21 protein-coding genes are annotated in these 26958 nt (G+C 70.3%); 19 read left to right on the top strand and 2 right to left on the bottom strand.

The annotated features are described in order from the left end of the window. The first annotated feature begins 429 nt into the window (after nt 1-429). The 6 genes from AQJ46_RS41740 to AQJ46_RS41765 all read left to right on the top strand — a co-directional run bounded on the left by AQJ46_RS41740 (nt 430) and on the right by AQJ46_RS41765 (nt 5491). The gene (locus tag AQJ46_RS41740; protein WP_159064119.1) at nt 430-1605 is read left to right on the top strand and encodes a hypothetical protein; all 1176 of its coding nucleotides are present in this window, start codon (nt 430-432) and stop codon (nt 1603-1605) included. A 241-nt stretch (nt 1606-1846) separates the two neighbouring features. Next, entirely contained in the window at nt 1847-3481 is a 1635-nt protein-coding gene (locus AQJ46_RS41745; protein WP_059210563.1) for an ATP-binding protein, read from the top strand. Between the two features lie 26 nt (nt 3482-3507). Next, nucleotides 3508-3936, top strand: coding sequence for a roadblock/LC7 domain-containing protein (locus AQJ46_RS41750; protein ID WP_059210564.1), 429 nt, complete (start codon nt 3508-3510; stop codon nt 3934-3936). Nucleotide 3937: 1 nt separating this feature from the next. After that, nucleotides 3938-4357 carry a DUF742 domain-containing protein gene (locus tag AQJ46_RS53065; RefSeq protein ID WP_159064120.1) on the top strand — a complete coding sequence of 140 codons (420 nt, stop codon included), beginning with the start codon at nt 3938-3940 and terminating at the stop codon, nt 4355-4357. Nucleotide 4358: 1 nt separating this feature from the next. Next, complete coding sequence (locus tag AQJ46_RS41760) at nt 4359-4910, top strand: GTP-binding protein (RefSeq protein WP_059210726.1); 552 nt, start codon at nt 4359-4361, stop codon at nt 4908-4910. 32 nt (nt 4911-4942) lie between these two features. Further along, a complete protein-coding gene (locus tag AQJ46_RS41765; RefSeq protein ID WP_059210566.1) occupies nt 4943-5491 on the top strand; it encodes a GAF domain-containing protein in 549 nt (182 codons plus the stop codon). On the opposite strand, the gene AQJ46_RS41770 is transcribed toward AQJ46_RS41765, so the two are convergent. Continuing rightward, a complete protein-coding gene (locus AQJ46_RS41770) occupies nt 5478-6701 on the bottom strand; it encodes an acyl-CoA dehydrogenase family protein (protein WP_059210567.1) in 1224 nt (407 codons plus the stop codon). The genes AQJ46_RS41765 and AQJ46_RS41770 overlap by 14 nt on opposite strands. A 217-nt stretch (nt 6702-6918) precedes the next feature. Next, entirely contained in the window at nt 6919-7920 is a 1002-nt protein-coding gene (locus AQJ46_RS41775; RefSeq protein ID WP_063803911.1) for an aldo/keto reductase, read from the bottom strand. 1531 nt (nt 7921-9451) lie between these two features. On the opposite strand from AQJ46_RS41775, the gene AQJ46_RS41780 reads away from it, so the two are divergent. From AQJ46_RS41780 to AQJ46_RS41840, 13 genes are all read left to right on the top strand, one after another. Then, nucleotides 9452-10747, top strand: a complete 1296-nt coding sequence (locus tag AQJ46_RS41780) for a hypothetical protein (RefSeq protein ID WP_059210569.1) — start codon at nt 9452-9454, stop codon at nt 10745-10747. A gap of 141 nt (nt 10748-10888) precedes the next feature. After that, nucleotides 10889-11494, top strand: coding sequence for an HD domain-containing protein (locus AQJ46_RS41785; RefSeq protein WP_059210570.1), 606 nt, complete (start codon nt 10889-10891; stop codon nt 11492-11494). A gap of 30 nt (nt 11495-11524) precedes the next feature. Beyond that, nucleotides 11525-12067, top strand: a complete 543-nt coding sequence (locus AQJ46_RS41790) for a hypothetical protein (protein WP_159064121.1) — start codon at nt 11525-11527, stop codon at nt 12065-12067. 89 nt (nt 12068-12156) lie between these two features. Further along, nucleotides 12157-13989, top strand: a complete 1833-nt coding sequence (locus AQJ46_RS41795) for a glycoside hydrolase family 15 protein (RefSeq protein ID WP_079072676.1) — start codon at nt 12157-12159, stop codon at nt 13987-13989. Then, nucleotides 13986-14183, top strand: a complete 198-nt coding sequence (locus AQJ46_RS41800) for a hypothetical protein (protein ID WP_059210572.1) — start codon at nt 13986-13988, stop codon at nt 14181-14183. Before AQJ46_RS41795 ends, AQJ46_RS41800 begins: the two co-directional genes overlap by 4 nt. Continuing rightward, complete coding sequence (locus AQJ46_RS41805; RefSeq protein WP_059210573.1) at nt 14180-16264, top strand: hypothetical protein; 2085 nt, start codon at nt 14180-14182, stop codon at nt 16262-16264. Before AQJ46_RS41800 ends, AQJ46_RS41805 begins: the two co-directional genes overlap by 4 nt. Beyond that, nucleotides 16261-18531 carry an AAA family ATPase gene (locus AQJ46_RS41810; protein ID WP_059210574.1) on the top strand — a complete coding sequence of 757 codons (2271 nt, stop codon included), beginning with the start codon at nt 16261-16263 and terminating at the stop codon, nt 18529-18531. The genes AQJ46_RS41805 and AQJ46_RS41810 overlap by 4 nt, the downstream gene beginning before the upstream one ends. A gap of 112 nt (nt 18532-18643) precedes the next feature. Further along, on the top strand, nt 18644-20410 hold the full coding sequence (locus AQJ46_RS41815) for a DEAD/DEAH box helicase family protein (RefSeq protein WP_208617075.1): 1767 nt from the start codon (nt 18644-18646) through the stop codon (nt 20408-20410). Next, the gene (locus AQJ46_RS41820; RefSeq protein ID WP_059210576.1) at nt 20407-22401 is read left to right on the top strand and encodes a type I-E CRISPR-associated protein Cse1/CasA; all 1995 of its coding nucleotides are present in this window, start codon (nt 20407-20409) and stop codon (nt 22399-22401) included. The genes AQJ46_RS41815 and AQJ46_RS41820 overlap by 4 nt, the downstream gene beginning before the upstream one ends. Then, the gene (locus AQJ46_RS41825; RefSeq protein ID WP_059210577.1) at nt 22398-23630 is read left to right on the top strand and encodes a type I-E CRISPR-associated protein Cas7/Cse4/CasC; all 1233 of its coding nucleotides are present in this window, start codon (nt 22398-22400) and stop codon (nt 23628-23630) included. The genes AQJ46_RS41820 and AQJ46_RS41825 overlap by 4 nt, the downstream gene beginning before the upstream one ends. A gap of 1 nt (nt 23631) precedes the next feature. After that, nucleotides 23632-24369: a type I-E CRISPR-associated protein Cas5/CasD gene (cas5e, locus tag AQJ46_RS41830; RefSeq protein WP_059210578.1), complete on the top strand. Its 738-nt coding sequence runs from the start codon at nt 23632-23634 to the stop codon at nt 24367-24369. Beyond that, entirely contained in the window at nt 24366-25082 is a 717-nt protein-coding gene (locus AQJ46_RS41835; protein ID WP_059210579.1) for a type I-E CRISPR-associated protein Cas6/Cse3/CasE, read from the top strand. Before cas5e ends, AQJ46_RS41835 begins: the two co-directional genes overlap by 4 nt. Before the next feature lie 189 nt (nt 25083-25271). Further along, nucleotides 25272-26519, top strand: a complete 1248-nt coding sequence (locus AQJ46_RS41840; protein ID WP_059210580.1) for an IS256 family transposase — start codon at nt 25272-25274, stop codon at nt 26517-26519. Nucleotides 26520-26958 lie beyond the last annotated feature (439 nt).

The raw sequence follows: 26958 nt of genomic DNA on the forward strand, positions 1-26958 counted from the left end.
GGATGTGCACCGCCAGGGCGCGGGCTCATCGGCGGCCGCAGACATCAGGACTGACGGGGTGGGAGATCGCTAATGTCTGCCTCCACGATCGAGTCCCCGGGGTTCCGAACCTTGCTCCGCGCTCTTCTCGAACAGAATCGGTGGTCGAGCTGGGGACGCTTCGAGGGCCTCTACGCAGAGGCCGCCAAGCGGGTCGCCGCCCGGCGGGGCGGCACTCCCGTGAGTGTCGCGCGCTCCACCTACATGCGCTGGGCCTCCGGCGAATCCACGCCTGAAGGCCTGGCCCGGCTGGTGCTGGAAGAGCTCTTCGGGATCGACTTCGATCTCCTGATGGGCCCGGCCCCGGACCGCGAGGTCATACTGCCCGGCGTCCTCGACGGAGCTTCCCGTGCCGCGGCGATGCTGGTCGACTCACGGTGGTCCACGTCCATGCTCCACCCGACCGCTCCCGTGGCCGGCGTCGACGGTGCGTGGTACCTCGACGGGCTGGATCTTCTCGACTCTACGTCCGTGGCGGCCCAGATGTACGTGGCCACTGCTCACCTGAATGACGACGTTGTCGCGATCGGATCGCACGACTATCCGCACGTCAGACAGTTCGTCCGGCCGACTCGGCGCGCCCTGCTCCTGGCCTCTGTGGAAGAACGCCAGGATGGGAGTGAAGGCAGCCTGTACGTGCTGGACGCCGCTCACGCTCGTCGTCTCCTGGCCCTCGACCGGCCGGTCGAGCGGCTCCCGATTCCGACCGCCTACCAGCTCGACGATCTCACCTTCGCCGTCGTACGCAGCCTGATCACCGCGGACAACGCACTGGGCGCCGACGACCGGCTGCTCGATTCCGAAGAGCAGGGCATGGAGCAGCACCTGCAGAAGGAACGATCCGTGGTCGCGCGCGAGTCGGTGCCGGGGCTGTCACAGGTTGGGGCCGCGTGGCTGGGGTCACGGTTCTGCTCGCGCCACGCACTCCAGTGGCTGACGAAGAGCGCGGCGCCCAGCGCACTGTGGGGCCGAGCCCAGATCGGTGAGGAAGCCGTCCCGCTCCTTCTGTTCCGCCAACAGCACTGGTTCATCGATCAGTTCCTGCAGCTGGCCGCCGGCGGAGAAGACCAGCCCGGGATGGCGTTGTGCGTGCCCGAGGACGTCGTGGCCGCCAGCCCCATCTATGACAGGATCATGCTCTTCCTCGCCCTGGCGTGGCTTGAGATGCGCGGCCTGGTCACCTGGATCTGCAGCGAGCCCGAGTACGCGAAGCTGGACGAGTTCGTGCTCGTGCCTGGGCAACAGGCTGTCGTCGGCACATGGATGAGGGCCCGGGACACCATCTGGTCTGCGGATGTCGCGGTGCGCAAGGCCCAAGTCCTCGACTACGACCTGGCGGTGCGGCACGCCCGCGCGAACAGCGTCCTCGAAGGATCGTCCAGCACCGACAGGCTGCGGTCGGCAGTCGACTACCTCGGGCTCGGCCCGGTGTGGAAAACCCTTCCCGGGCGCTGCCGCGAGCTCGGCGCGTACGGCACGGTCGACATGCTGCAGGCGCGCAGTCGTCTGATCGGCCTCGAGGAACTCGACAAGGCCCTCCGCTTCGTCGGAAGCCTCGCGACGTGAGCCGATTCCCCACCCGTCTGCACCGCGCCCTGTCGGCCTCAGGTCATGTGGAGCTGCCATCCGCCGGGCTGTCCCGCCCTGGTCGGGCACGCTCATCCGCCCTGCGCCATCGGCCCCCTCCGATGGCATGGCCTCGGTATTGCCCATGTGTTTCTGTCCCCTGTTTCCAAGGATCTCGATGTCAAGGCCCTTTGATTCCGATATGCCAGGCCGTCGTGGCGGCCGATCGCGTGGAAAACACGTGCCCCGCAGTCTGGAGGCCGTGGCCGCGCTGCGCTCGCGGCTGAAGGCGATCGTCGCGTTCACCGCGACCATGGTCCTTCTGATCGCCTCGGGGACCGCGGTGCTCGTGGCAGCCATCGGCCCGACCGTGGGCGTGCTCGCCGCTGCCGGTGGAGTGTCTGTGCTGGTCGCGGTCATCGCCCTGGTGCGCGGCGGACGCGCACTGGACTCGGCGAACACGCGACTGGTCGAGGAGCAGGAGCGCCAGGTCGAGCAGGCCGTACGACAGGCTGCGGATGAAGCCGAACATCAGCAAACGGGCCACCTGGACCTGCAGCTGCTCATGGAGAAGATCCCGGGTGAAATCGCGGGAACCGTCAGCGTCACGGTCGGAAAGCTGATCACGGACGCGTTGGCGGTCCACCGTGACGAGCCGGCCGCTCCGACACAGACCCCCGCCGGGATGCCCCCCTCCTTGGAGCCCTTTGCCCAGAGGGTCATGCAATCGATCCTGGAGCACGCCGCGGCGGACGCCGAGCGCCGGTGGAAGGAGGTCGTTCTCAACCTGACTCGACGCGTTCAGGTCCTGCTGCACAAGACGGTCCAGTACGTGGACGTGTTGGAGAACGAGGTCGAGGACGGCGATCTCCTCAAGCGTGTCTTCCGGGTCGACCAGAGCCTCATGCTGGCCATCCGGCGGCTGGAGAGCATCCTGATGTCGCTCGGCGCACCGATCCAGCGGTTCTCGCAGCCCCAGGACATCTACGGTGTGCTGCAGTCCGCGGTGAGCATGATCGAGCACTACAAGCGGGTCGACCTTCCCCTGATGCTCAAGGGCTCGATCGTGGGTGAGGCAGCGCAGGACGTCAGCCACATGCTCGCAGAGCTCTTGGAGAACGCCACCGTCTTCTCGCCGCCGAGCACCCAGGTCGTGGTCAGTGCCAGGCCCGCCCGTGACGCACTGCGGATCGAGATCAGGGACTCCGGCCTGCCCGTGCCCACCGAAGTGGTGGACCGGCTTGAGCACCTGCTCAACGCCCGGCACTTCAGTGTCACTGATCACGCCAGCGACGGGCGGACCGGTCTCAGCGTGGTCGCCATCGTCGCGCGGCGCTACCGGATCCGCGTGAAGCTGACACCGTCCGCCGAGGGCAACACCGTCGTACTGCTCCTGCCCGCCCAGCTCTTGGTCGCCCCGTCCGTGGCTCCGTCCTCCGAGCCGGTGCGGTCCACCGGTGCGATGCCGGCTCTCGTCCCGACGGCGCCGACCCGCACAGCCCTGGCTGGCGCAGAGTCTCCCGGGCACGGCGGGCCTTCGGGTCCGGTGCCCTCCACGTACGCCGGCTCCGCAGTCGGCGGGCCGTCGCTGCCCCGCCGACTTTCCAGCGCGGGTTCGTCGGCGTCAGGGGAACAGGGGGTGGCGCCGGAGCCGGCCGCCGCTGCGCCGGGGCAGCCTCCTGCTCTCCCCCGGCGTGGTCAGGGCGGTCAGCACATGGCGCCCGAGCTTCGGACTCCTCGTGAGTCCGCGGCCCCCGCTCAGGCCCCCGCCGGCGCCTACAACCCGGGCCTGATGGCCGCGTTCCAGCAGGGACAGGCCACGGCCGAGCACACGCAACAGCCCCTTCCCGCATCCACCGACCAGCCGGACAACTAGCCTCTTCCCCCACAGGAGTCACGCTGATGACCACGACGAACAACACTCCTCCGCCCGCCGCCAGCGACCTGACCTGGCTGCTTGACGGCTTCAAGGAGCGTGTTTCCGGTGTTGAGACGGTGCTGATCGCCAGCGTCGACGGCCGGGTGACGCACCTCATGACGGGTCTGCACGTGGACGACGCCGATCGCCTCGCCGCCATCACCTCAAGTTCCTACGGGCTCATGCGCCGTGCCGACATGGAGGTCGGCGGGCCGGGTCTGGTCCGCCAGCACGTGGCCCAGCTCGACACGCATACCTTCTTCGTGACCGCGGCGGGCGAGAACTCGCTCCTGGCCGTCGTCACCGGTCCGAAGGCGGATGCCGGCCAAGTCGGACACGAAATGGCTCTGCTGGCGACCCGGGCGGCGACGTACCTCGCGACGCAGACCCGGACTCCTGACGCGGCCGTGTGACATGGGCACGAATCCGCGTTCCAGCGAGGCAGGTCCTCAAAGGGCGACGGGCCGGCCGTTCGTGGTGTCCGGCGGGCGGACCGAACCCAGACATCTTCTCGACCTGAGGACCTTCGTCAGCGTTACCCGTACGGCCGCGGAATTAGAGGATCTGACACCCCAGCACCGCCGCGTACTGGATGTGTGCAGGGCGGAGTCCGTCACGGTGGGGGACGTCGTTGTCGGCGTCCCCTACCCCCTCCTGGTCGCCCGGATCCTGATCTCCGACCTGATCGACAAGGGTGCTCTCACCCACCGACTGACCGTCCTCCTCGACGAGGCTCCCGAACCCGATTTCCTGAGAAGGCTCTCCCGTGCACTCCACAAGATGGACGTCCCCGACAGTCCCGCCGCGGACGGGCGGTCCGGACACGCCTGCTGATCTGATCCCGCTGAAGATCCTCGTCGCGGGCGGGTTCGGTGTCGGCAAGACAACCATGGTCCAGGCGGTCAGTGAGCTCCGCCCAATGAGTACCGAGGCCCCGCTCACGGTGGCGAGTTTGGGCGTCGACGACCTCAGAGGCGTCGGCGGCAAGACGGAAACCACCGTCGCCCTCGACTTCGGACGGATCTCCTTCCTGGACGAGAACCTGCTGCTGTACCTGTGGGGCACCCCGGGGCAGGAGCGCTTCTGGTTCATGTGGGACGAGCTCGCCGCCGGAGCCGTCGGCGCGGCGGTGGTCGTCGACACCAGCCGCCTGGAGGACTGCTTTCCCGCAGTCGACTACTTCCAGGACCGGGCGTTGCCCTTCGTGGTGGCGATGAACGAATTCGACGGGACCTACCGGTACACCTCCGAAGCGGTGCACGACGCGCTCGGCCTCTCCCCCGACGTACCGGTCGTGACCTGCGACGCGCGGCGTGCGAACTCGGTGAAACAGGTACTGATCGCCGTCGTCGCCCAGGCCGCCCGCGCCCAGGCCGTGATCTTGTAAATCTGCTGCTCTCTCCTCGATTGGAGCCACCCATGGCCCTCGACAACGGCCCCGACTCCGACCCCGACGCGCACCGGCGTGACGCCCGCTTGCAGGAGCTGGGCCTGCACAACACTGCCGACGATCAGCTTGATGCGATCGCCGCCGAGGTCGCCAAGCAGGCCGCGGACATAGCCCACATCCCGTACCTTCCATCGTCGATGCTGAACTGGCGAACCCTCAACTGGCAGTTCTTCGGCGGCCTTCACGTCGCGAACGGCGTCCTCGGCGCTGCGACTGCCGAGGACATCCCGCGCTACATGGAGCTGGAGGACGGCTGGTGCCCCAAGGTCGTCCGGCGCAAGAAGGCCTACCCGCTGGACGACGTACGCGACAGCCCGCGCTGGGTGGGTACCCCCGTGGCCAACGCGCTCGGCGTTCGCTCCTACCTCGGTGCCCCCGTCTTCGACCCGGACGACGAGAGTCTCGTCCTCGGCAGTGTCTGCGTGGTGGACACCGAGGAGCGGCAGTGGGGTCCGGAAGGCCTGCAACTGATCAAGGGTATCTCCGTGAAGATCACGGAGCTCATCAATCGCCGGTGAGCCGCTCCAGCACACCTGAGTGACGAGGAGACGCAAACCGCCGGGACCACGGCACGCCCTTGGCCAGTCCGGCGGCTTGCTGTCCCAGTCGCAACCGCTGAATCCCGGGGGTGCCGGCCGGCGGCCTCATCGCATGCGCGTCCAGAAGGAGCTGCGCGATCGGCGACTCATCCGGGAAGAGGGCGTAGGCGCCGGAGATCTCCATGGCCAAGGTGGCGGAAGCGACTGCCTTCTCGGCGATCTTGTACTTGGCAGTCAGCAGCTCGGTGTCGGCCTCCTCACCTCGGTCGAGGAGATGCGCCGCGAGGTAGGCGAGCATCCGCGCACTGGTGACATTCGCCTGAATCTCGCCGACTTGGTCGTTGACCACGGGGTGCTTGATCAGCGGCTTCCCGTACAAGGACCGCTGCGTGGTGTGCTCGACGACGGTGTCCAGGATCGCCTCCAGGATGCCCAGGGCCACCCCTCCCAGGTTCAGCCGCCCGTACAAGATGCTGGAGGACGAGGCGACCGCCTCGCCCTCGCCCACCTCGCCGATCCGATGGATGTCGGGGATCCGACAGTCGTCGAAGTGCACCTCGCCGAAGGAGAAGCCCTGGAGCGCTACGGACTCCTGATGCGGCAGGAGTCGGACCCCTTCTCGCTCGGCCTCCACGAGGAACGCGGTGAGGCAGTTGTCGCCCGTCCCATCGCTGGTTCGGAGCACGACGCAGTGGACGTCCGCGACGTGAGAGGCGCCGATCCATGCTTTTCCGCCGTTGATGATCCACTCGTCGCCGTCTTTACGGGCGGTGGCGGTGATGCCCTTGATATGGGAGCCCGAGTCCCGTCCGGTGACGGTGATCGTCGGAAGAACCTCTCCGCGGGCGATGCGCGGCAGCCACGTCTGTTTCAACTGCTCAGAGCCAAGGTTGAGCAGACCCGCCAGGCCCAGCTGGCAAGCCTGCAGTTCCGCGGCCAGTCCGGGGCTGACCCGCGCGAGCTCGTGCGTGACGATCAGCTTCGCGACATGCCCCTGCCCCCGGCCGCCGTACGCTTTGGGAATGGTGAGGCCCACCCATCCCTTGCGGGCCATGCGGCGAATGAGAGTGGCGTCGGTGCGTGCGTCGACGCCCTTGAGCGGAAGGCGGGGGCGTATCTCCTCGGTGATGAAGGAGCGCACCTGGGCCCGCAGCTGCTCATGGGGCCGGCGAGTCAGGTAGCCGTCCATGTGTGAGCCTCCTTGTGTGTCCGCCGGTCAAGGACCGGGCGCGCCGACTGGGTTGTCCGGGCGTCAGCCAGCGCGTAGCGGACCGAACCCTTGGGGGTGGGGGTGGAGAACGTCGTGGCCACAGGGCAGGAGGAGTACGGGGCGCTGCCTCACATCACTGGAGGGTCTCTCCGGTGGGCCAGGCAGGGGCGTAAGGCGCTGGCCTGCCCGGCCTGGGTCAGGACACGGGGCCGCCCGCCTCGCTGAGGTCGGCAAGCCGTACACGCAGTCGGCGGTAGATGTCATCGACGAAGGCGAGGTCGTCCTCGCTGAACGGCTCGTCGATCATGGAGTAGTTCTGCTCGAGCTGATCGCTCGTACTGAAGCCGGCCAGGACGACGGCCTGGTCGTGCCGGCCGACGCAGAACCGCAGGGCCACTCGTGCAAGTGCGGCCGGATCAGCGCCGAAGCGCCGCCGTAGGGGCTCAAGACCATCGTGGACCGCTGCCAGTTGCTCGGCGCTGAGCTGATGGCCCGAGGGCATGAGCACGGGTGCGGAGTGGGGCGGGGCGCCATATTTGCCGGTGAGCAGGCCACGGGCGAGCGGCTCACAGATCAGGACCGGAAGCTGCTTGCGCGCGGCGTACGCGAACAGGTCCTCGCCGGAAATGGTGGGCGCGACGCTCAGCCCGTTGTAGCGCACCGCCAGGACGTCGGGCTCCATGGCCTCCAGTACGTGGGCCATGCGTGCGCCGGCGGCTGGATCGCCTGCACTCGATTCGATCGGCAGCGACAGCCCGACGGCGCGGATAACTTGCCGGGTGCGCAGGTCCTTCAGGGTGACTGCCGTGTCGGCGAGGAAACAGTCCCCTGGGCCGAAACCGTCATCGAGCAGGACCACGTCAAGGTAGTCGGTCTGCAGGTTCTCCAACGTCTGTTCCAGCTGGTGCCGCAGGTGCGGTGGCGCATACCGATGTGCGGCTGTGCCGCGGAATGACACCCGCGTCGAGATGCAGACCTGGTCGCGATCGTGCGCCAGGGCCTGTCCCACAAGTCGCTGGCTGTGCCCGAGACCGTAGATGTCGGCCGTGTCGAAGACGGTCGCCCCGCGCTTGACTGCCCGCTGGAGGCCGTCGCGCGCATCGTCGTCCTGGAGGGCGCTGCGACGGGCGGATGACCCGGAACCCGTGACCCGGCCGCCGATCGGCCGGCAGCCGACCCCGAGGGGGTGCACGGTCATGCCCGCCAACGAGCGGGGGGACAACGTCACGGTGTGCTCGCTTTCATGCGGGCCGTTCGGGCAGAGGGGCTCCGTCAACTGGAGGTCTTCAGCTCCTAGTTGGTGGACCCGGTACACCCCACAGTGCCCGTTCGCATGCAATGGCGCAGCACTCAACCAGTCCCACTTCGGTCCCACATTCGCAGCCACCCAACGAGCCCTTTGGTCCCGTATTACCCGCATATCAGAGCAATCCAGCGCTCGTCGACAGGTCGTGAGATTTGGAAGTCCGGTACCGATGTGGGACTTCGGCCAGATGGACTGATGACATTTCCAGCCACCGCTACGCCCATAACGGAGTAAATAGGGCCGTCATGGTGAGACGGGTACCGGCCAAATGGGACAGAAGTGAGACCCCTGAAACGGTGGAATCGCGCGTGACGGGGCGCCAGAGTGGGGCTTCCCCGCGGCAGCAAGGCCACTCGGTCGGCCGCGGTCGTGAGCGAGACATTCCCATGCCGTACGCCGGACTCGGCGTACTCCCCATATTTCAGAGGACCTGTGCGCCCGCATGCCCGACACCGACGTTGAGCACCGCGATGAGCCGGCTGCCAGCCGCTCCCACGCCCTGCACTGCCGGGCCGTCCTTTCGGCGGCGGCCGTCACGCCCGGCCGTATATCCAGGCCTCGCATCGCCCAGACAGCGCGCACGCGGCGCCCCGGATTCGCCCCGCGTCACCGCCGGCTTGCCTGCACGGCACCCCAGCGAGCCGGCCGGTGCTATGCCGCCGAGGCGCCGCCACCGTGTGCGCCACGGGGCTCGCGCCCCCAGTCCACCGCCCTGCCCTCGAAAGCGGAATCTCCCACCGTGGCCGTCAACACCTCCGCCTTGTCCCGGGAATTGCCCGCCGGATTCCTCCCAGCCGCCGCTCTGGCTCAGCCCTCCGCCCTCGGCGGTCACGCCAGCTGGGCGCGCAGGCTGGCCCAGGCATTTCGGCGCCCGGAACAACCGGACACCTGGCCCCCGAACCTTCTCTCCCGCGAGGGCCCGGAGTTCGAAGGCGTCCAGCTACTGGGGGACGCATGGCGCAGCCCCGTCGCGACCGCCGTGCGACTCGGTCGGCACTTCGACCTGGTCGAGGTGTCCGAGGCCGTCGCCTCCCATGCCTGGCACCACCTCCGGCGGCGCGGGGTCCAGTGCGGAGCTGTCCTCGCCGCTGGTGACCGGTGGAGTTTTGTCGTTCCGGCACGATCCGCGCACCTTCCGTGGCCGGTCGGGGCCAGGTATCTGACCGGCTGCTTCGTGTCCATTCCGGCCCGCTGCGCCCGTGACGAGACGCACGGCCTGTGGTGGATCAGCCGTCCCCCATCCGGGCCGTTCACCCCTCCGCACGCGTTGGTTCCCGCCTTGGAACACGTTGCCGGCGCGCCCTCAGGCACGCCGCGCGTTCCCGATCCGGCGTGGCCGCCCACCGCCGGCCGCCTGTCCCCTCCTTTGCGTTCGTCCGGCGTGTGAAAGGCAGATGACGTGGTGCTCTCCTCAGCCGGACAGATGCCCGATGTACCCGCCGAGGCGGTCTTGAACGTGTCCGGCGGACGCCCGTTGCGCGGCCGCTACCGGGTGCAGGGCAGCAAGAACGCGGCGCTACACCTGATTGCTGCCGCCCTCCTTGCCGACGCCCCGGTCACCGTGCGTCGCGCCCCGGACATCGTTGATCTCGTCGTATACGAGCGGCTGCTGCAGTACTCCGGCTGGCACGCCGCGATGGACGCGAACCGATCCACGTTCACGCTCGAACCGACCGGGCAGATCCGTCACGAGGTCCACTCTGCCCTGGGTGGGCTGGTGAGGACGACGCCCGTCCTGGCTGCCGCCCTGCTGGCGCGCACCGGCAGAGTCACGTGGCCTCGCGCCGGCGGAGACGCCTTCTGTCCCCGCCCCACCGACCGCCACGAGGCCGTCATGCGGGCAGCGGGAGCGGTGCTCGAGTCCCACGGTTCTGGCATCACGGCGACCTGTCCTACCGGGCTGTGGCCGTTCCGCGTCGACGTCGCCACTCGGTTCGGCGCCAGCAGGGGCGCCACCGTGACGGCGCTGCTGCTCGCGGCCCGGGTCCGGGGCAACTCCCTGATCATCAACCCGAGCCATGAGCCCGAGGTCCGGGAGACGGTCGCCTTTCTCGGCCAGCGCGGCGTCATCGTCGACCAGGACGAGGAGGGGCTCCACGTCGCCGGCAGTGACTGGATTGCCGGTGGCGAGGTCGACGTGCCTGGCGATCGCGACGAGGCCGCCACGGTGATCTGCGCGGCCGCGGCGACCGGCGGTGAGGTGCACCTTGAGGGCATCGCGCTCCACGAGCTGACCGAGGGCCTGACCGAGGTCCTCACGAGGACGGGCATCTCGCTCAGCGCGGCCGGCGCCCAGTGCGTCGAAGCGAAGTCCGCCGGGCCGCTGAACGGAGTCGAAGCGGTCACAGGTGAAGGCCTTCTGCCGAGCAACGCCGGACCGCCGCTCGCGGCGATGCTGACCCAGGCCAGGAGCGACTCAGTCATCACCGAGGGCGTGTACCCGTCCCGCGACACCCACATCGCCCCGTTGAGCCGATTCGGCGCCCACATCTCATCCGCCGGTCCGGTCATCCGCGTCCGCAGTGGCGCGAAGCTGCGTGCCACCGACACGGAGGTCGGCGACATCCGTGGCGCCGCGGCCGTCGTCATCGCCGCCCTCGTGGCACAGGGGACATCGGTCCTGCATGTGGGCCACCCGGTGTGGCGCGGCTACCAGCACCTCACCAGCGGCCTTCAAGCCCTCGGCGCCGATCTCACCGTTGAGCGCCAGGAGGACTGAACCACCGACCCGTTGGTCCGCCTGCCACAGGGGCAAGCCATCGCCCTACACCCCTTCGCTCTCTCCCGACGCCGACTCTGCGCGGACGCGCTGCGCACGGGCGACGCATCACCGAGTGATCTCCTCATAGAAAGGACCATCGTGGCCGGCTATTTAGCCCGTACCCGCCAGGACCCACGAGCAGAGACCGCCTTCCACCTCGCCGCCGAGTGGAGCCCCGGCCAGACCACCGACGGCGTGGACGCCCTGAGCCACGCCGTCAACGTGGCCAACACGCTGGGCCGGTACACCCCGGACGCCCCGCCGCAGGTGGTCGCCGCGTGTCTGCTGCACGCCGTTCCCCAGTGGCCCATGGCCGACGAGGCAGTCCACGAGCTCGTCGAGGCCCGGTGCGGGGTGGAGGCACGGCTGCTGCTGGAGGCGCTCCGCGCCGAGAGGGCTGTCCTGACGGATCCCTCCGGACGCGGTGTGGAGGGACACCTGCGGCTGCTGCGGACGATGCCGTGGCTCACGCACGCCACGCTCACTTTCAAGATCGTCACCTTCCGGTACCTAACCGGGCGCACCGTGCCACGGCGTGACGACGAGCCGGCCGGGGGGCCGTTCAGCTCTCCGGACAGCCAGGTGCCCTACCTGCGTCAGTTGCACGCTCTCGCCGTCGCAGTCGTGCCCCAGATGATGGGCGACGCCTACGCCCGGCTCCTGGATCAGTGCCTGCCCGTGACCGCCGCCGCTCCGAGCCGATAGGGACGAGACCTCGTGTACGTGATGCGCCGGGTGAGCACTGCGGATCTGGAGCCGGTCACCGCCATGATCGAAGAGCGGGAGCGGTGGCTGCGTGAGCGCGGCAAACACAGCTACGGCCAGCCCAACGCCGTGCTCGGTCTCATCGGCCAGCCGGACGCGACCGCCACGGTCATCGGCCTCTTCAAGGAGCAGGACGAGCCGGTCGTCCTTGGATGCAGCGTGCTGTTCTGCTCCGCTTCCGCCGCCCCCGGCTGGACGTCCGCCGAGCGGCGTGAGCGTGCCTGGATCATGACAATGACCCACACCCACCCGGCATTTCGCCGCGACCGGATCGGGTGGCTGATGACGATGTGGGTCAGCGACTACGCCGCACGGCGGCCCGACCCGCCGGAGTGGGTGCGGTGCCGGGTGCCCGAACCGCTGATGGCCCACTACCGCGACCAATTGGGCTGGCAGCTGGTCCGCACCAACCGTGACCAGGAGCTCGGGCAAGTCTCCCTGATGCAGCGCCGCCCGGAATCGAGCCACGGTGCGTCGGCTCTCATCACCAGCCTGCCCGTGGAGGTGCCGTGACCGTCGTGACCACCCCGAGCATCCTGCCGCCGTCCCCCCTGGACACCCGAAAGACGTCCCGCATCGAGGACTTCGCGCTCATCGGGGACATGAAGAGCACCGCGCTGGTCGGCCTGGACGGATCGGTGGACTGGCTGTGCCTTCCCCGCTTCGATTCGCCCGCGGTCTTCGCCGGCCTGCTCGGCACCGAGGAGCACGGCTTCTGGCGCATCGGCCCCGCCCACGCCGACGACGCCCCGCCGCCTGCTACCCGGCGCCGCTACCGCGGCGACTCCCTGATCCTTGAGACCGAATGGGACACCGCGCACGGCACAGTCCGGGTCATCGACTTCATGCCCCCAGGTGACGGCGCCCCCCAGCTGATCCGCATCGTGGAGGGCATCTCGGGCCGCGTCCCGATGCGCTCGGCAATGCGAGCGCGTTTCGCGTACGGCCGGGTCGTGCCGACGGTGCACACCCACGAGGAGCGCACGGTGGCCGTGGCCGGCCCGGACTCGGTGTGGTTCGACACGGAGGCGGAAACCTACAACAAGTCCCAGACGACGTATGCCGACTTCTTGGTGACGCCGGGTGACCGGATGGCGTTCACCATCTCGTGGCAGCCCTCGCATCAGGAACCGCCTGCGGTGCCGGTTCCCGAGGCCTCGCTGGAAGCGACGGAGGACTTCTGGCTCGCGTGGATCGAGCACTGTTCCTACGACGGGCCCTACCGCGACGCGGTGGTCCGCTCGCTGATCACGCTCAAGGCCCTGACGTTCACGTCGACCGGCGCCATGGTCGCGGCCCCGACCACCTCTCTGCCGGAGGAGATCGGCGGCGTCCGCAACTGGGACTACCGGTATGTGTGGCTGCGGGACTCCGCGCTGGGCATGTCCTCGCTCGTACGCACCGGCTTCCGCGACGAGGCCCGCGCCTGGCGCGCCTGGCTGCTGCGCACCGTTGCCGGGGACCCGGAGAACCTTCAGATCATGTACGGCCTCGCCGGCGAACGTGACCTGCCAGAGGCCGAACTCGGCTGGCTCCCGGGCTACGAGAACTCGGTGCCCGTGCGGGTCGGCAACGCTGCGGCGAAGCAGCTCCAGCTCGATGTCTACGGCGAGGTGGCCGATGCCCTGTACCTCGCCGGCCGGTGGGGCCTGGACAGCGATCCCGACAGCACTCAGCTACTGATCACCCTCGTCACGGTGCTGGAGACCCAGTGGGACCAGCCCGATGAAGGGATCTGGGAAGTCCGCGGCCCGCGCCGTCATTTCGTCCACTCGAAGGTGATGGCCTGGACCGCAGTCGACCGCGCTATCCGCCTCGTTGAGGCCGGCCACGCGCACGGCCCGCTCGCCCGGTGGAGGAAGCTGCGCACGGCGATCCACCAGGACGTGTGCGCGAGGGGCTTCGACCGCGGACGCAACACGTTCACCCAGTCCTACGACTCCACCGACCTGGACGCCGCCCTTCTGATGATCCCGCAGGTCGGCTTCCTGCCACCGGACGACAAACGGGTCATCGGGACGGTCGAGGCGATCCAGCGTGAGCTGTCGACCAGGGACGGATTCCTGCTGCGCTACACCACTGCGGGGGCGCGTCCCGGTGTGGACGGCCTGCCGGGCGACGAGGGTGCCTTCCTCCTCTGTACTTTCTGGCTCGTCGAGGCCCTGGCGACGATCGGCCGCCTCGAGGAGGCGCACCTCCTGTTCGGGCGACTCCTGCGCCTGCGCAACGACGTCGGCCTGCTGGCCGAGGAGTGGGATCCCCACCTCCAGCGGCAGACCGGTAACTTCCCGCAGGCCTTCTCCCACACGGGACTCATCAACGCCGCCTGGACGCTGAGCCGTTACTCCGCTGCCTCGCGAGGTATCCCGGCCCAGAGCACTACCGGGCACGACCTCCTGTGTGGGGCCGCATCGCTCGGCGGAGGTCTGCTGTGAGCGTCGCCCTTGATGCCTGCTGTCTCGTGCTGACGCTGCTGCCCGCGCTCCCCTGGGTGATGGCGGCCGTCGCCTGCGAGCAGGCTCGCTACAGCCTGCCGTCCGCCGGCTTCCGCGCCGACCAAGACGCCAGGGTGTCCGAGCCCTGGGCACCGGTGCCAGCCGGGGACCGCGAAGCGAGCAACGCGGCATGAGCGGGAACCAGATCGGCGGCCAGGCCCGCCTGACGGGGTTCACGGTGCAGGCCGGCCGCATCTACGGAGGCGTCCACCACCACGTGTCGGCCGTGCCCTTGCCGATTCCCCGGCAGCTCCCGCCATGTGCGCGGCACTTCACGGATCGGGAAGCGGACCGGCGCGCCCTGGACGACGCGCGGGATGCTGGCGCTCGTCTCCATGTCATCAGCGGTATCGGCGGAGTCGGAAAGAGCGCGCTGGCCGTGCGATGGCTCTTGGACAGTGCCTACGACGGCGGTCAGTTGTACGTCGACCTGTCCGGCCCGGAGCAGTCCATCCGCCCCGAAGCGGTCCTGCGGCGATGGCTGCGAGCCTTCGGCATCGACCGTCCTCCCGCCCAACTCGGGGAGCTGACCGGTCTGTGGCGGTCGGTCACGGCTAGCCGGTCGGTCGCGGTCCTCATCGACGGTGCGACCGACGCCGGACAGGTCCGCCCGCTTCTGCCGGCCGCAGAAGACAGTTCGACCGTGGTGACCAGCCGGAGCGCCCTGGCGGACCTGGCCGTTGACGGCGCCGTTTGCCACCCGCTGCGGCCCCTCGCCCAGCAGGCAGCCATCCAGCTCCTCGCCTCCCTCGCGGGACAGGACCGGATCGAGGCCGCACCCCTCGACGCCGCCCGCCTGGCCGACCGGTGCTTTCGCCTTCCGCTCCCGCTGGTCCTGGTCGGCGCCCGCCTGGCTTCGCGCCCCCAGCACTCCGTCGCCGCCATCACCGATGGCCTGGCTCACCGCGGCCTTCCCGCCGACACCTACCGTGAGGACCCCGCCCGCATGATCACCAACACGGCACTCGACGGCGCCTACCAGGAGCTGGAGGAGGAGGCGCAGCGTATCTACCGCTGGTTGGGCCTGCTCCCGACCGGCGACGTCGACCCGGACCTGACAGCGGCGGTCTGCGAGCTGCCGCCGGCGCGGGCGGTGCGGGGGCTGGAAATCCTCGCCGAAGAGCAGCTCCTGGAGCCGCTGGCCGAGCGCGGCGGCCGCGCCCGGTACCGGCTGATCCCCTCCGCCCGCGACCACGCCCGGCAGCTGGCGCTCCAGCACGACCCGGAAGAGGAACGCGTCCTTGGACTGCGCCGTCTCTGCGAGTGGATGCTGGCGATCTCCACGCAGGCCCAGCTCCGCCTCACCCCGGCTCAGGCAACCCTCTGGCAGTCGACGGTGACCGAACTGCCGCCCGATCAGGCCCCCTTCCACGGCGACGGTGAGGCTCTGGCTTGGCTGGAGTCGCACGAGGGGCACCTCCTGGAAGTGCTGCGCGCGGCGGAGGCCGCCGGCTGGGACGACCTGGTGTGGCCGCTGGTCGACACTTTCTGGCCGCTGTTCCTTCGACGGCACCCCTACGAGCTGTGGGCGGCCGCCCACGAGATCGGACTCGCTGCCGCGCGCCGCGCGGGCAACGCGGCGGCGGTACGGCAGATGCTTCTCTCCGGGGCGATCGGCCTGAATGCGGCGGGGCGGGTGGTGGACGCCATCCGCTGGTACGGCGAGGCGTGTGACGCGGCCCGCGATGCGGGCGATCTCCGGGACGAGGGCCAAGCGCTCCTTGGCCTGGGCTCGTGCCACAGCGACGCCGGGATGCCGGAGCAGGCCCGTCCGTTTCTGACCCGGGCCATCGCGCTGTGGCGTTCCTGCGGCTACCCGCGCGGGGTCGCCCTGGCGAACATCATCCTGGGCGAGATCGACCTCGCCGAGGCCCCCGGCCGCGCGCTGGAGGTGTTCGCCGAGGCGCGCGCCGACCTGCTGGAGGTCAACGATCCGTACGACGCCGCCCGCGCACTCACCCTCCTGGGCCACGCCCGGGTTCTGACCGGCGACGCTGAGACCGGCATCCGCGAGATGATGTCGGGTCTTGCCGCGCTCGCCGACGCCGGCAGCACCCGCTGGCAAGCCCGCGCGCTGGAATGGCTCGGTGACGCGCACCGCGGCACGGGCGATGCCGTCCAGGCACGCGAGTACTACCAGCAGGCCGAGCGGCTGTATGAGGGGATGCGCCCGGCCGACGCCGAGCGGGTCCGCGCTCTGGCGGCCGGCCTGTGACCGCGGCACAGCCCGCATCTGGTGAGAGCGCCTGTCCGGCCCCGGCCGCAGGCCTGATCCAGCCGGGCACCGCCAACATCATCTCAGGCGGCACCCTGGTGGGGCCCACCGTCCAGGCCGGCCTCATCCACGGCGGAGTCCACGTCCACGCAGCACGCGCCACGCTGCCCGTCCCCCGCCAGCTGCTGCCGGTGCCCGCCGCGTTCACCGACCGGATCGACGACGTGCAGCGGCTGACGGCCCGCCTGGACCGGATGCCCGTCGGTTCCATCGGGATCGCTGTGATCAGCGGGCCGAGCGGCATCGGCAAGAGCGCGCTGGCGACGCGGCTGCTGCACGAGCTCAGCGATCGGTTTCCCGGCGGACAGCTGTATGCGGATCTTCGCGGCTATGCGCCCGAATCCCTGGCCCGGCCCGCGGAGATCCTCGGCCGCTTCCTGCGCGCACTGCGTCCGGACGCGCGGCCCGCGGCCGTCGAGGAGACAGCGACGTGGTGGCGTTCGGTCACAGCCGAGCGGCCGATGGGCATCCTGCTCGACAACGTCGTGGACGCCGACCATCTCCGCGCGCTCCTGCCCGGCGGGAGCGGCCACATCATCGTGGCCACGAGCCGGGAGCACCTGGCGAGCCTCGCCGGTGACGGCGCGGTCCTCCACCGCCTCGGCCCTCTCGATCCGGCCGCTGCCCTGGAGTACCTGACCTTCTGCCTGGGCGAGGACCGGATCGGCCGGGAACCTGCGGCTGCCCGGGAGATCGCCAACCTGTGCGCCGGGCTGCCGATGGCACTGGCACTGGCGGTCACCGAGCTGGCAGCACATCCCGGCCGCTCCCTCGCCGCGATGACGACGACGCTCAGCGGCAACCACAACCTGCTGCGTCGCTCCCGTCCTTCACTCAACCGTCAGGAGGCGGCCGTGTCCGCGGCCCTCGATCACGCGTATGCGGCGTTGCCGGGCGATACCCCGGCCGCCATGGTGTACCGCCGTCTGGGCAGCCTGTTCGTTCTGGACGTGGACGCGGCGCTGACCGCTGCCGTCTGCGGCCTCACCCATGCGGACGCCGCAGAGCAGCTCCGGGTCTTGCGGGCCGCTCACCTCCTCGAGTCTGTTCCCGGCCGCGAGCACCCGGTGCGCGGAGCCGTCTACCGGTTCCACGACGCGGCCCGCGTCCACGCGCGAAGCCAAGCCCAGGCCGAGGCCGCCGGCGGCGAACTCGACGAGGTCCTGCGCCGAGCCCTGGACTTCTTTCTCGCCAACACCACCGCGGCCGAGGCCATCGTTACGCCCACGCACCGCATCGTCGCCCGCGACTACGCCCATCCGCTCGTGGAGCCGCTCGCCTTCGACGGCGAGGAGGGGACGGCCCTGGCATGGCTGGTTGCGCAACGGGACAACCTGTTTGCGGCGATCCGCGCGGCCCACGCTGGGCAGCTCGACACCTCGCTGTATCAACTGGCGCATGCCCTATGGCCGTTGCTGAGGGCCACGCACGACTATCCCCTGTGGTTCGAATCCCACTCACTCGGGCTTCAGGCCGCCCGCCGCTGCGGAGACCGGGTTGCCGAGCGGGAACTGCTGGGCACCTCGGCGGTGGGGCTGCGCGGCGCCGGGCGTTTCGATCAGGCCGCACAGGCGTTCACCGAGGTCCTCTCGCTCGCCCGTGCCGACCAGGACCAGCGCGCTGAGGCGCAGGCGCTGCACGAACTCGGCTCCGTTGCCCTGGAGACCGACCGGCTGGGAGAGGCCGAGTCCCTCCTCCTCGAGGCGAGGGCGCTGCGGGTAGCCCTCAGCCGCACCAGCCAGGAGAAACGGGACCGCATCACCTTCCAGCGCAGTGTGGCGATCACCGACGTCTGCCTGGGGCAGGTCCTCCTCAAGGCCTGCCGCCCGGCTGAGGCCATCGAGACGCTCGCCTCAGCCCGCAGCACCCTGCTCGACGTTCGCGATCCCCTCGACGCCGGCCGAGATCTCGACACCCGGGATCCGCTCGATGCCGGCCGGGCACTCGCCTGGCTCGCCCGCGCCTACGCCGAGGCGGGCGACCTCACAGCAGGCGAAGCGCAGGGCCGGGACGCCGTCGCCGAGTTCGACCAACTCGACGTCACCCGCTGGCGCGCCCGCAGCCGCGAGCTGCTCGGCCACACCCTCCACGCTGCTTCCAAGCGGGACGAAGCGCGCGCCAGTTACCGGGAGGCCATCCAGCTCTACGAGCGGGTGAGCCGCCGCGACGCCCGCCGGGTGCAGCAGGCCCTGAGCCGAGCCGCCTGAGCACCCGACCGGGCCGCCACGCCCCAACCACATCCCAACAGAGCGCAGACCACACAGTCGGCTCAGTTATCGACCGCCCGCCACGCGGTGAAACTACGGAGAGTTCAGTTCGTTGGAGATATCGTCGCCCGCCCTGGTGGAGGGCCCGCAGCCGCTTCCGGCCCAACCCGGCCGTCCGCCCGGCGCCACAGGCCGGGACCAGCCGTACCACGTGCTGACCACGGGGTGTCCGCCGTACCCGGGCGTCGCCCGGCACGCCAGGTGGGGCCTGCCGGTCTACCGCGGGCGGCGGCTTCCGCCCGCACTCGCCGACTTCGCCGCTCCCCGCCACTCGTGGGAGCGGCTGGTCCAGGACGTCCTCAACGGCGTACCACCGGCGTCGGCGCGGGAGCGGAAACAGCCGGAGCTGCGGGACTACCAGCGGCCCCGGGTGGAGAAGATGCGGGCCGCGTACTCCTTGGGGGCTCCGGGCTTTCTGCTGGCCGATCCGACCGGGTCCGGCAAGACGCCGATGGCCATCACCACGGTGTCCGGCCTGCCGGTGCAGCTGGTGCTCGTGGTGACCAAGCTCAGCGTGGTGCCGGCCTGGAGGGCCGCGATCGACTTCTTCGGCACCGGCGCGCAACGCTGGGTGGTGATCAACCCCGAGCAGATGTGGAGGCTGTTCGAGCACCCGTGGCATCCGCTGGCGACGCTTCCCGTGGACGAGGCCGCAGCGATCGCGGCGCAGTCGGGGCGGTGCCGGGTCGACTTCGGGGCGGTGATCACGGACGAGTCCCACATTCTCGCGGACCCGATGTCGATCCGCTCGCGCCTGCACGCCCGGATCATGGACCGGGCGGACGGAGAGCGTCCCTGGTGGCTGCGGCTGTCGGCGACTCCCTTCACCGCTCCGCACGAGACGCGCTACGTCGCCGACCTGATCGCGCACGTCACCGGCGCCGAGGAGCCGGGCGATGTCGACCGCAGTGCCTATCTCGACTGGCTGCGCGAGTGCGGGTTCGAGCTGATTACCGATACCGGCGGCCGGTGGCACCACGTCGACAACGCCCACGATGTGGAGCGGGTCAAGGAACTGCTCTACGACAGTGCCGTCGGGGCGAGTTCCTCCCCCCAGGAACTCGGGCTGCCGGACCAGGCCCGCGAGCTGCGCCCGGTGGAGCTGTCGGCGGACGACCGCCGCAAGTACGCGCAGGCGTGGCACGAGTTCCGCCAGGAGGTCGGTCTCGCCACCGACGATGAGACCGCGCTGCACGGCGACGGGCGGCAGGCCGCGCTGCGCCGAGTGCAACGGGCCTCCTTCCTCAAGACGGCTCATGTCGCCGCGGTCGTCGCGGACCTCGTCGCGGAGGGCTACCAGGTCTGCGTCCCCACCTGGTTCCTGGAGACGGTGCACGCGCTGGTCGAGCACATCTCATGGGAGCTCAAATCCCGCGAACTGCCCCACCGGGTCGTGGACATCACCGGTGAAGACGTCGGCCTTCGGGAGCGCAAGCGGCAGGCCTTCCAGCTGGGCCGGTGCAAGGTCGTGGTCTTCAACGCGCTGGAAGGAATCAACCTGCACGCCGGCGAGCGCAATCTCGACGGCGAAGGCACCCACGCCACCACCGCGCCCCGGGCCACGGTGGTCGCGGACGTCCTCACCGGCGGCAAGCGCACCCTGCAGGCCGAAGGACGCGCCTCGCGCGACGGACAGCACGCCCTGGCGGTCTACGTCTACGTCCCCGGAACGACCGAGGAGGCCTGGCTGGCGCGGATGCTGCGATCCGCGGCCAACACCCAGGCCCTGGCCCGCACGAGCGCGGACGCCAGAGCGCTCACCGAACTCGCCGACCAGCTCGACGCGCACGCCGGCACGACCGCGGAGGTGCCGGCATGAGCGGGCGTCCGAGCTTCAGCCTCGCCCAGCGCCCCTGGATCACCGCCCTCGACGACACGGGCCGCACCCTGTTGTGTTCCCTGGCCGAGGTGTTGGAGAACGCCGGCCGCCTGCGGCTCGGGGCCCCCGACCCCCTGCTGTGGGGGGCCACCGCCCGCCTGCTGACAGCCGTCGCCTACAGCGCGGGCTGCGCGCCCACCGACGACACCGCCTACTGGGACAACATCAACGCCGGCATCGACCTGTCCGCGGCCGTGGCGTGGGTGCACGACCACGCGGCGGACTTGGACCTGTTCGCGCCCGACCGGCCGCTGTTCCAGGACGCCGCCCTCCACGGCCTCGCGGGTCTTCCCGAGGCGACCGTGCCGGTGCTGTATCTCGACCTGACCGCGGCGAGCGGGCGCCCGCTGCTGTCCGACCACCGCCACCTGCACACCTCCGTTCCCGTCGACGGGCGCCGGGCCGCGGAGCTGCTGCTGGTCCAGCAGACGTGGGCGGTGGGCGGGCGGATCTCCGCCAAGACTGCCGTGTTCGGCCCGGGCTGCAACTTCGGCCGGCCGACCGCTGCTTCCGGCGGCGTGATGTGGCAGCCAGCCGGGAGCGTCGCCGAGATGCTTGCCTGGCGGCTCATGCCCGTGTCCGGCGGCCCCGGCCGCGGGCAGTGGACCTACACGCCGCGCGTTGCGGGCACCGCCGAGTTCTTGCCCGAGAGCGAGTGCGACGGCCTGAACTGGATGACCCGGCGCATGCTGCTGCTGCCCGACGCCGACGGCATGGTCGCCCGGGCGATGGTGTCCGCCACGGCAGCCGCGACGTCGTCGGCACCGAGCAGGGCAAACAGCTGTCCGCGGAAGGGATCGCCTCCGACGACGACGTCGCCCCGCTGCTGGCGTTGTGGAGCACGGCCCCGCCGGGCAGTTGGGCCCATGCCGCGCGCACGGCGATCACCGCGACCGGCCGGGCGCCCGACGTGGTGGCCATGGGGCCTGGCCACGAGCAACCGGAAGATCCTTCACCAGCAGCTGATCCACATTCCGGGCTCGGCTTTGGCCGATCCGCGTAGCCCGGACGCTGCCTTGGCCGTCATGTCCTTCCGGCGGCGGGCAGCCCGCGTGACACCCAGCCGCCGCGACGACCCGGCCACCGGGACGGTCCTGCCGCCCGCGTTCGGGTCCTCCGCCCTGCTCCAGGAGGATTTCTTGAACCTGCCCGGCCCCCAGCGGGACCAGCTGCTGTTCCAACAGGCCACGTCCGCGCCCAGTGGCGACCCCGTCCGTGACGGTATGCGCACCGCGGCACTGGCCGCCGCGGCCCTGACCGGGACGGGCGCCGAAGACGACGACCTGTTCACCGAGGTATCCCGTCCGCCCTCGCTGCCCTCGCCCGGTGCCGACGACAGCCCTGGACAAAATCCCGCGTACGCCGACTCTCCCGGGCAGGCCCTGGCGGTGCAGATGGGCCGGTGGCTGGCCAGCTCGCACATGCGCTCCGTGGTCTCCGATCTGGAGCGCTGGGCCAGAAACCCTCAGCCGGACAACCCGGCGATCGCCCTGGTCACCCGGCCGCTCGCCCCCGAGCACCACCAGGCCGCTCTCCAGACCGCCGCGCTGATGGCCGTCCATCACCGCACCAACCGGCGTGCCCCGCTCTACGGCAGGGCAGACCTCCCCCGGCTCATGCGGGCCTTCGGTTCCGGCGGGCGCTTCGGCCCCGCCCACCCCGCCACCCGCGCCACCCTCCAAGTCATGGTCCGCACCACCTCCGTCGACGCCCTGCGCCCCCACCTCGGCCGGCTGATCCGCTACGCGGCCAGCCGGCAGATGGCCCCGCGCTGGAGCAGCCTCTTCGACGACCTCGCCGGCTGGGACCGCGAGGTACGCGAGCGCTGGTCCCAGCTGTTCTTCACCGCCCCCACCCGGCGCACCGCACCCCCATCCGGCGCCACCACCCCGACCGTGAACGACCAGGACAAGGACCCGATCACCGCATGACCACCCCTGTGTTGGCGCCCTCCGCCGCCCCGTACCGGACGATCGACACCACCGCTGCTGCTGGCGACTTCGTCGTCGTGCACAGCCTGACGACCGTGGCCGGGGTCTGCCTCAACCGGGACATGGACGGGCTGCCCAAGACGCTGCTGTTCGGCGGCACCGAACGGCTGCGGGTCTCCTCCCAGGCCCTGATCAGGCCCGCCCGGACCTGGATCCGCGCCCAGAGCATGGTGGACGAGCAAGGCGTGAGCTCTCGCCTCCTGCCCTACCAGACCGCGCTCAGCCTCCAGGAACGGGGCATCGACCCCGCGGACGCCGTGCCCGCCGCCCTCCTGGTCGTGCTCGCGACCGGCATCAGCGTCGATCCGGCCGAGCCCGACAAGACCCGGGCCATGACCTATGTCCCCGCCGCCGCCCCCACGCGGCTGGCCGAGGTGATGCTGACGTACTGGGACGACACCAGCGTTGCGCGCAAGGAGATGGAGACGCGCATCGCCACCGCCATGCGCAACGGCCCCCGGGCCCGCGGCCGGAAGAAGCCCCCGCCGGAGGACACCCCGGCAACCGACCTCACCGACTCCCTGCCCGACGTCATGGTCGCGGCTGCCCGCAAGGCCTTCGCCCCCGGCCTGGCCCTGGAGATCGCTCTCTTCGGGCGCTTCCTCGCCGAGATACCCGGCGGCAGGATCCGCTCCGCGGTCTCCGTCGCCCACGCCCTGTCCGTCGACCCGCACGTCCTGCTCACCGACGAATTCACCGCCCTCGACGACTGGAACACCGGCGGCATCATCGGCAGCGTCGGCATGCTCGGAGCTCAGCACCTGTCCTCCGGCACCCTCTACCGCTGGGCCTGCCTCAACCGCCGCCAGCTGCGCGAGAACCTCGCCGCCTCCGGCGCCAGCCACGACGAGGTGGAGGAAGCCGCGCAGCGTGCCGAGCACCTGTTCACCACGGCGATCACCTACACCCTGCCCAACGCCCGCAGCAGCCGCACCGGATCTGCGGCCCTGCCCACCCTGTCCATCGCCGCGACCAGCGACATCGCACTGACCGCAGCCGCCGCCTACGAGACGGCCATCGACCCGCCGGCCGGCGAAGAAGCCGCCGAACGGCTCACCGCCTACCTCACCAGCGCCGCACACCTCAACGGCGGCACCGCGCGCTGGCTCTCGCCCACCGGAGCCGACGCCCCGCCCCTGCCCGACGTCCTCACCGTGGAGGGACACTGACATGCACACCGTGCTGCTGCGCCTGTCCGCCCCCATGCAGTCGTGGGGCACGACCTCCCAGTGGGAAGAACGCGCCACCACCGTCCGCCCGACCAAATCCGGCGTGATCGGCATCGTCGCCAACGCCCTCGGCTACCAGCTCGACGACGACCTCAGCGCCCTCGCCACGCTGCAGTTCGCCGTCCGCGCCGACCGCCCCGGCCGCACCGCCGTGGACCACCAGACCGCCGGAGGCGGCCATCCCGCCCCCGCCACCCGGATCCCCTCGGCATACGGCGCTCCCCGCAACCTCGAGCCGGACCCCGCCGGCACCCTGCAGGCCAACGAAACCGCCACCGGCCGCACGACCGTCCTGATCATCAAGCAGTACGTCGCCGACGCAGCCTTCCTCGCCGGCCTCAGCACTCCCGACAAGGACCTCGCCGAGGAGATCGCCGCTGCCCTGACCCGGCCCGCCCGGCCGCTCTACCTCGGCCGGCGCTCCTGCCCGCCCGCCCACCCGATCTACCACAGCACCACCCACCTCCCCCCGGAAACCTGGCCCGAACAGATCGCCCTGCTCGCCGAGGCCTCCGACCCCCACCCCCAGGTGTGGACCGAGACACCGCCCGGCCCGGGGACCATCGCCAGCCCCGAACAAGTCCCCACGACCTTCCAGGAACGCGACCACCGGCTGCTGCACCTGGAACTGCGCCGCGTCCGCCCTGCCACCCCACAGCCCCCGGGAGGCGCCGCGTGACCAGCCCGTCCGTCGCCCCGATGGCCGTCGTGTCCGGTTACAACGGCTGGCGATCCGCTCTCGCCCTGCCAGCCGCCGAACAGAACGAGTGCCTCGACGTCCACCGGCTCCACCAACTCGTCCTCGCCGGCTTCCGCGACCCCGCACTGAGTACGGCGGTCCCCGCCGAGCGGCCGCCCCTCGTCCTGTACGCCGCGGACCGCGGCCCGGCCCACCCGGACGCCGAGCAGCGCCGGGTCGCCGGCCCGCCCAAGGCCGTCGTCGTCCAGTCCCCCGACCGGCCGGACTGGCAGCCGCTGCTCGACAGCGGCCGCCTGAGCCAGGCGAGCACATTCCCCGTCGAGTACGAGTACGGGCTGGGCCAAGAGGTGGACCTCCGGGTCATCGCCAACCCCTCGTACCGCGACACCACCACCCGGCGCCGCCTCTCCCTGTCCACCGTCGCCGAATGCGGATCCTGGCTGCGCCGCCGCCTTGCCGCCGAAGGCGTCGACGTCGCCCCCCACCACATCCAGGTCGGTGAACGGGAACGGATCACCGGCATCAAGGGCGGCAACCACGCCATCACCGTGATCTCCAGGACGTTCCGGGCGCGGGGAACGGTGCAGAGCCCTGACGCCTTCCACCGAGCGCTCGCCGAGGGGCTCGGCCCCGCGAAGGCCTACGGCTGCGGTCTGCTGCTCACCAAGCCACTCACCGACGAGGCCTGGTAACACCATGACCCGGACACGGTGCCGAGCCCGGGATGGTGTCCCGCTGAGTGGTGTAGCTGGTCAAGGTTCGTGAATGCGCGGGTGTCTGCCCGGGGCGTGCACCCGCTGCTGCTGCCTGCTCCCTGAACAAGGGCAGGCCATCGCGCAAGTCTCCCTGGTGAACGGGCAGTTCAACCGGAGGAGTGCACGATGGCCTTGTCCCAGTCTGACCTGATGCGACTGCTTCAGTCACTACGTACGGCCGACGGAGTTGAGACGATCAGGATGCTGTGCGAGCGCATCCTGCAGGAACTCATCGAGGCCGAGGCGACCGAGACCATCGGTGCCGCCCCGGGCGAGCACTCAAGCGAGCGCACGACCTGGCGCAACGGTCACCGTGACCGGCTACTGACCACGCAGGCCGGCGACCTGGACCTGAAGATCCCCAAAGTGCGGACCGGGTCGTTCTTCCCTTCGCTGCTCGAGCGGCGCCGGCGCATCGATCGGGCCCTGTTCGCCGTGGTGATGGAGGCATACGTGCACGGCGTCTCGACCCGCTCGGTCGACGACCTGGTCAAAGCACTCGGGGCGGACAGCGGCATTTCGAAGTCGCAGGTGTCACGGATCTGCGGCGAACTGGACGAAGAACTGGTTGCGTTCAAGGAACGGCCGCTGGACCACACCGTCTTTCCTTACGTCTTCCTCGACGCGACCTACTGCAAGGCCCGGGTGAACCACCGGATCGTGTCCCAGGCCGTGGTCATCGGCACCGGTATCTCCGTGACCGGTCACCGCGAGATCCTCGGGCTGATGGTCGGCGACAGCGAGTCGAAGCCGTTCTGGACGAAGTTCCTGCGTTCCTTACGGGCCCGCGGCCTGGAGAACGTCCAGCTGGTCATCTCCGACAGCCACAGCGGCCTGGTGGCCGCGATCCGCACCGTCTTCCTCGGCTCCGCCTGGCAAAGGTGCCGGGTCCACTTCGTCCGGGACGTCTTCGGCGTGATCGAAAAGGGTTCAGGAGAGATGGTCGCCGCGACCATCCGCACCGTCTTCGCGCAGACCACCGGCGAGGCCGTCCGCACCCAGCTGAACGTGGTGGCCGACATGCTCGGACGGCAGTTCCCCCAGGTCAAGAGGATGCTGCTGGACGCCGCGGTCGACATCACCGCCTTCGCCGACTTCCCGCCCACGCACTGGAAGAAGATCTGGTCCACCAACCCGCTGGAACGGCTGAACCGGGAGATCAAACGGCGGGCTGACGTCGTCCAGGTCTTCCCCAACCCCGCAGCCCTCGACCGGCTCGCCGCCGCGGTCCTGGCCGAACTCCACGACGAATGGCAGGTCTTCGACCGCCGCTATCTCTCCGAAGCCTCCATGGCCGAACTCCTCACGACGCAGCCGACCGCGGACGATCACCAGTTTCCGCCACAGCAGAAACCGAATCAGCTCGACCAGTGACTACACCACTCGGCGGGACACCATCGAGCCCGGACCGACCGGCTCTCCCCTCACCCCTGTGGAGGTTGGGCTGAACTCAAGTCTGCGCGCGTTCGTCCGTACAGCGAAGAGGCCTCCTCACTCCGGTGGGGCTGTACCCGAACGCCGCATCCTGGCCGTCCTGATCTACGCCCTCTCCCCACAGGTGTGGGGCTGCTCCCGAGAGCGTCAGCAACGCCACGCTGACTTCTTCCCCATCACGATGGGGCATCCCCTGACCTGGTCGGCACCCCGTCGCCTTGGCGATCCCATCGCCGCTCCGGCGACGTTGCGCTGGAGACCTTCCTTCGCGCCGCTCCCACGTTCGCCCGACGGCCAGCTCGCCGGGCGCCGCCACGCTCCCTTCCGCCGCTGCCGCGTTGCGACCGATCCGACTTTCGTGTGCCACCGCACCCTGAAC

The organism is Streptomyces canus, assembly GCF_001514145.1.
In the GTDB taxonomy this organism is placed as follows: Bacteria; Actinomycetota; Actinomycetes; order Streptomycetales; family Streptomycetaceae; genus Streptomyces; species Streptomyces canus.

What these genes read in the sequence shown, in the direction of transcription:
- AQJ46_RS41740 (WP_159064119.1), top strand. Translation starts at nt 430, where the DNA reads ATGCTCCACCCGACCGCTCCCGTGGCCGGCGTCGACGGTGCGTGGTAC.
- AQJ46_RS41750 (WP_059210564.1), top strand. Translation starts at nt 3,508, where the DNA reads ATGACCACGACGAACAACACTCCTCCGCCCGCCGCCAGCGACCTGACC.
- AQJ46_RS53065 (WP_159064120.1), top strand. Translation starts at nt 3,938, where the DNA reads ATGGGCACGAATCCGCGTTCCAGCGAGGCAGGTCCTCAAAGGGCGACG.
- AQJ46_RS41765 (WP_059210566.1), top strand. Translation starts at nt 4,943, where the DNA reads ATGGCCCTCGACAACGGCCCCGACTCCGACCCCGACGCGCACCGGCGT.
- AQJ46_RS41770 (WP_059210567.1), bottom strand. Translation starts at nt 6,701, where the DNA reads ATGGACGGCTACCTGACTCGCCGGCCCCATGAGCAGCTGCGGGCCCAG.
- AQJ46_RS41775 (WP_063803911.1), bottom strand. Translation starts at nt 7,920, where the DNA reads ATGACCGTGCACCCCCTCGGGGTCGGCTGCCGGCCGATCGGCGGCCGG.
- AQJ46_RS41780 (WP_059210569.1), top strand. Translation starts at nt 9,452, where the DNA reads ATGCCCGATGTACCCGCCGAGGCGGTCTTGAACGTGTCCGGCGGACGC.
- AQJ46_RS41795 (WP_079072676.1), top strand. Translation starts at nt 12,157, where the DNA reads ATGAAGAGCACCGCGCTGGTCGGCCTGGACGGATCGGTGGACTGGCTG.
- AQJ46_RS41805 (WP_059210573.1), top strand. Translation starts at nt 14,180, where the DNA reads ATGAGCGGGAACCAGATCGGCGGCCAGGCCCGCCTGACGGGGTTCACG.
- AQJ46_RS41820 (WP_059210576.1), top strand. Translation starts at nt 20,407, where the DNA reads ATGAGCGGGCGTCCGAGCTTCAGCCTCGCCCAGCGCCCCTGGATCACC.
- AQJ46_RS41825 (WP_059210577.1), top strand. Translation starts at nt 22,398, where the DNA reads ATGACCACCCCTGTGTTGGCGCCCTCCGCCGCCCCGTACCGGACGATC.
- cas5e (WP_059210578.1), top strand. Translation starts at nt 23,632, where the DNA reads ATGCACACCGTGCTGCTGCGCCTGTCCGCCCCCATGCAGTCGTGGGGC.
- AQJ46_RS41840 (WP_059210580.1), top strand. Translation starts at nt 25,272, where the DNA reads ATGGCCTTGTCCCAGTCTGACCTGATGCGACTGCTTCAGTCACTACGT.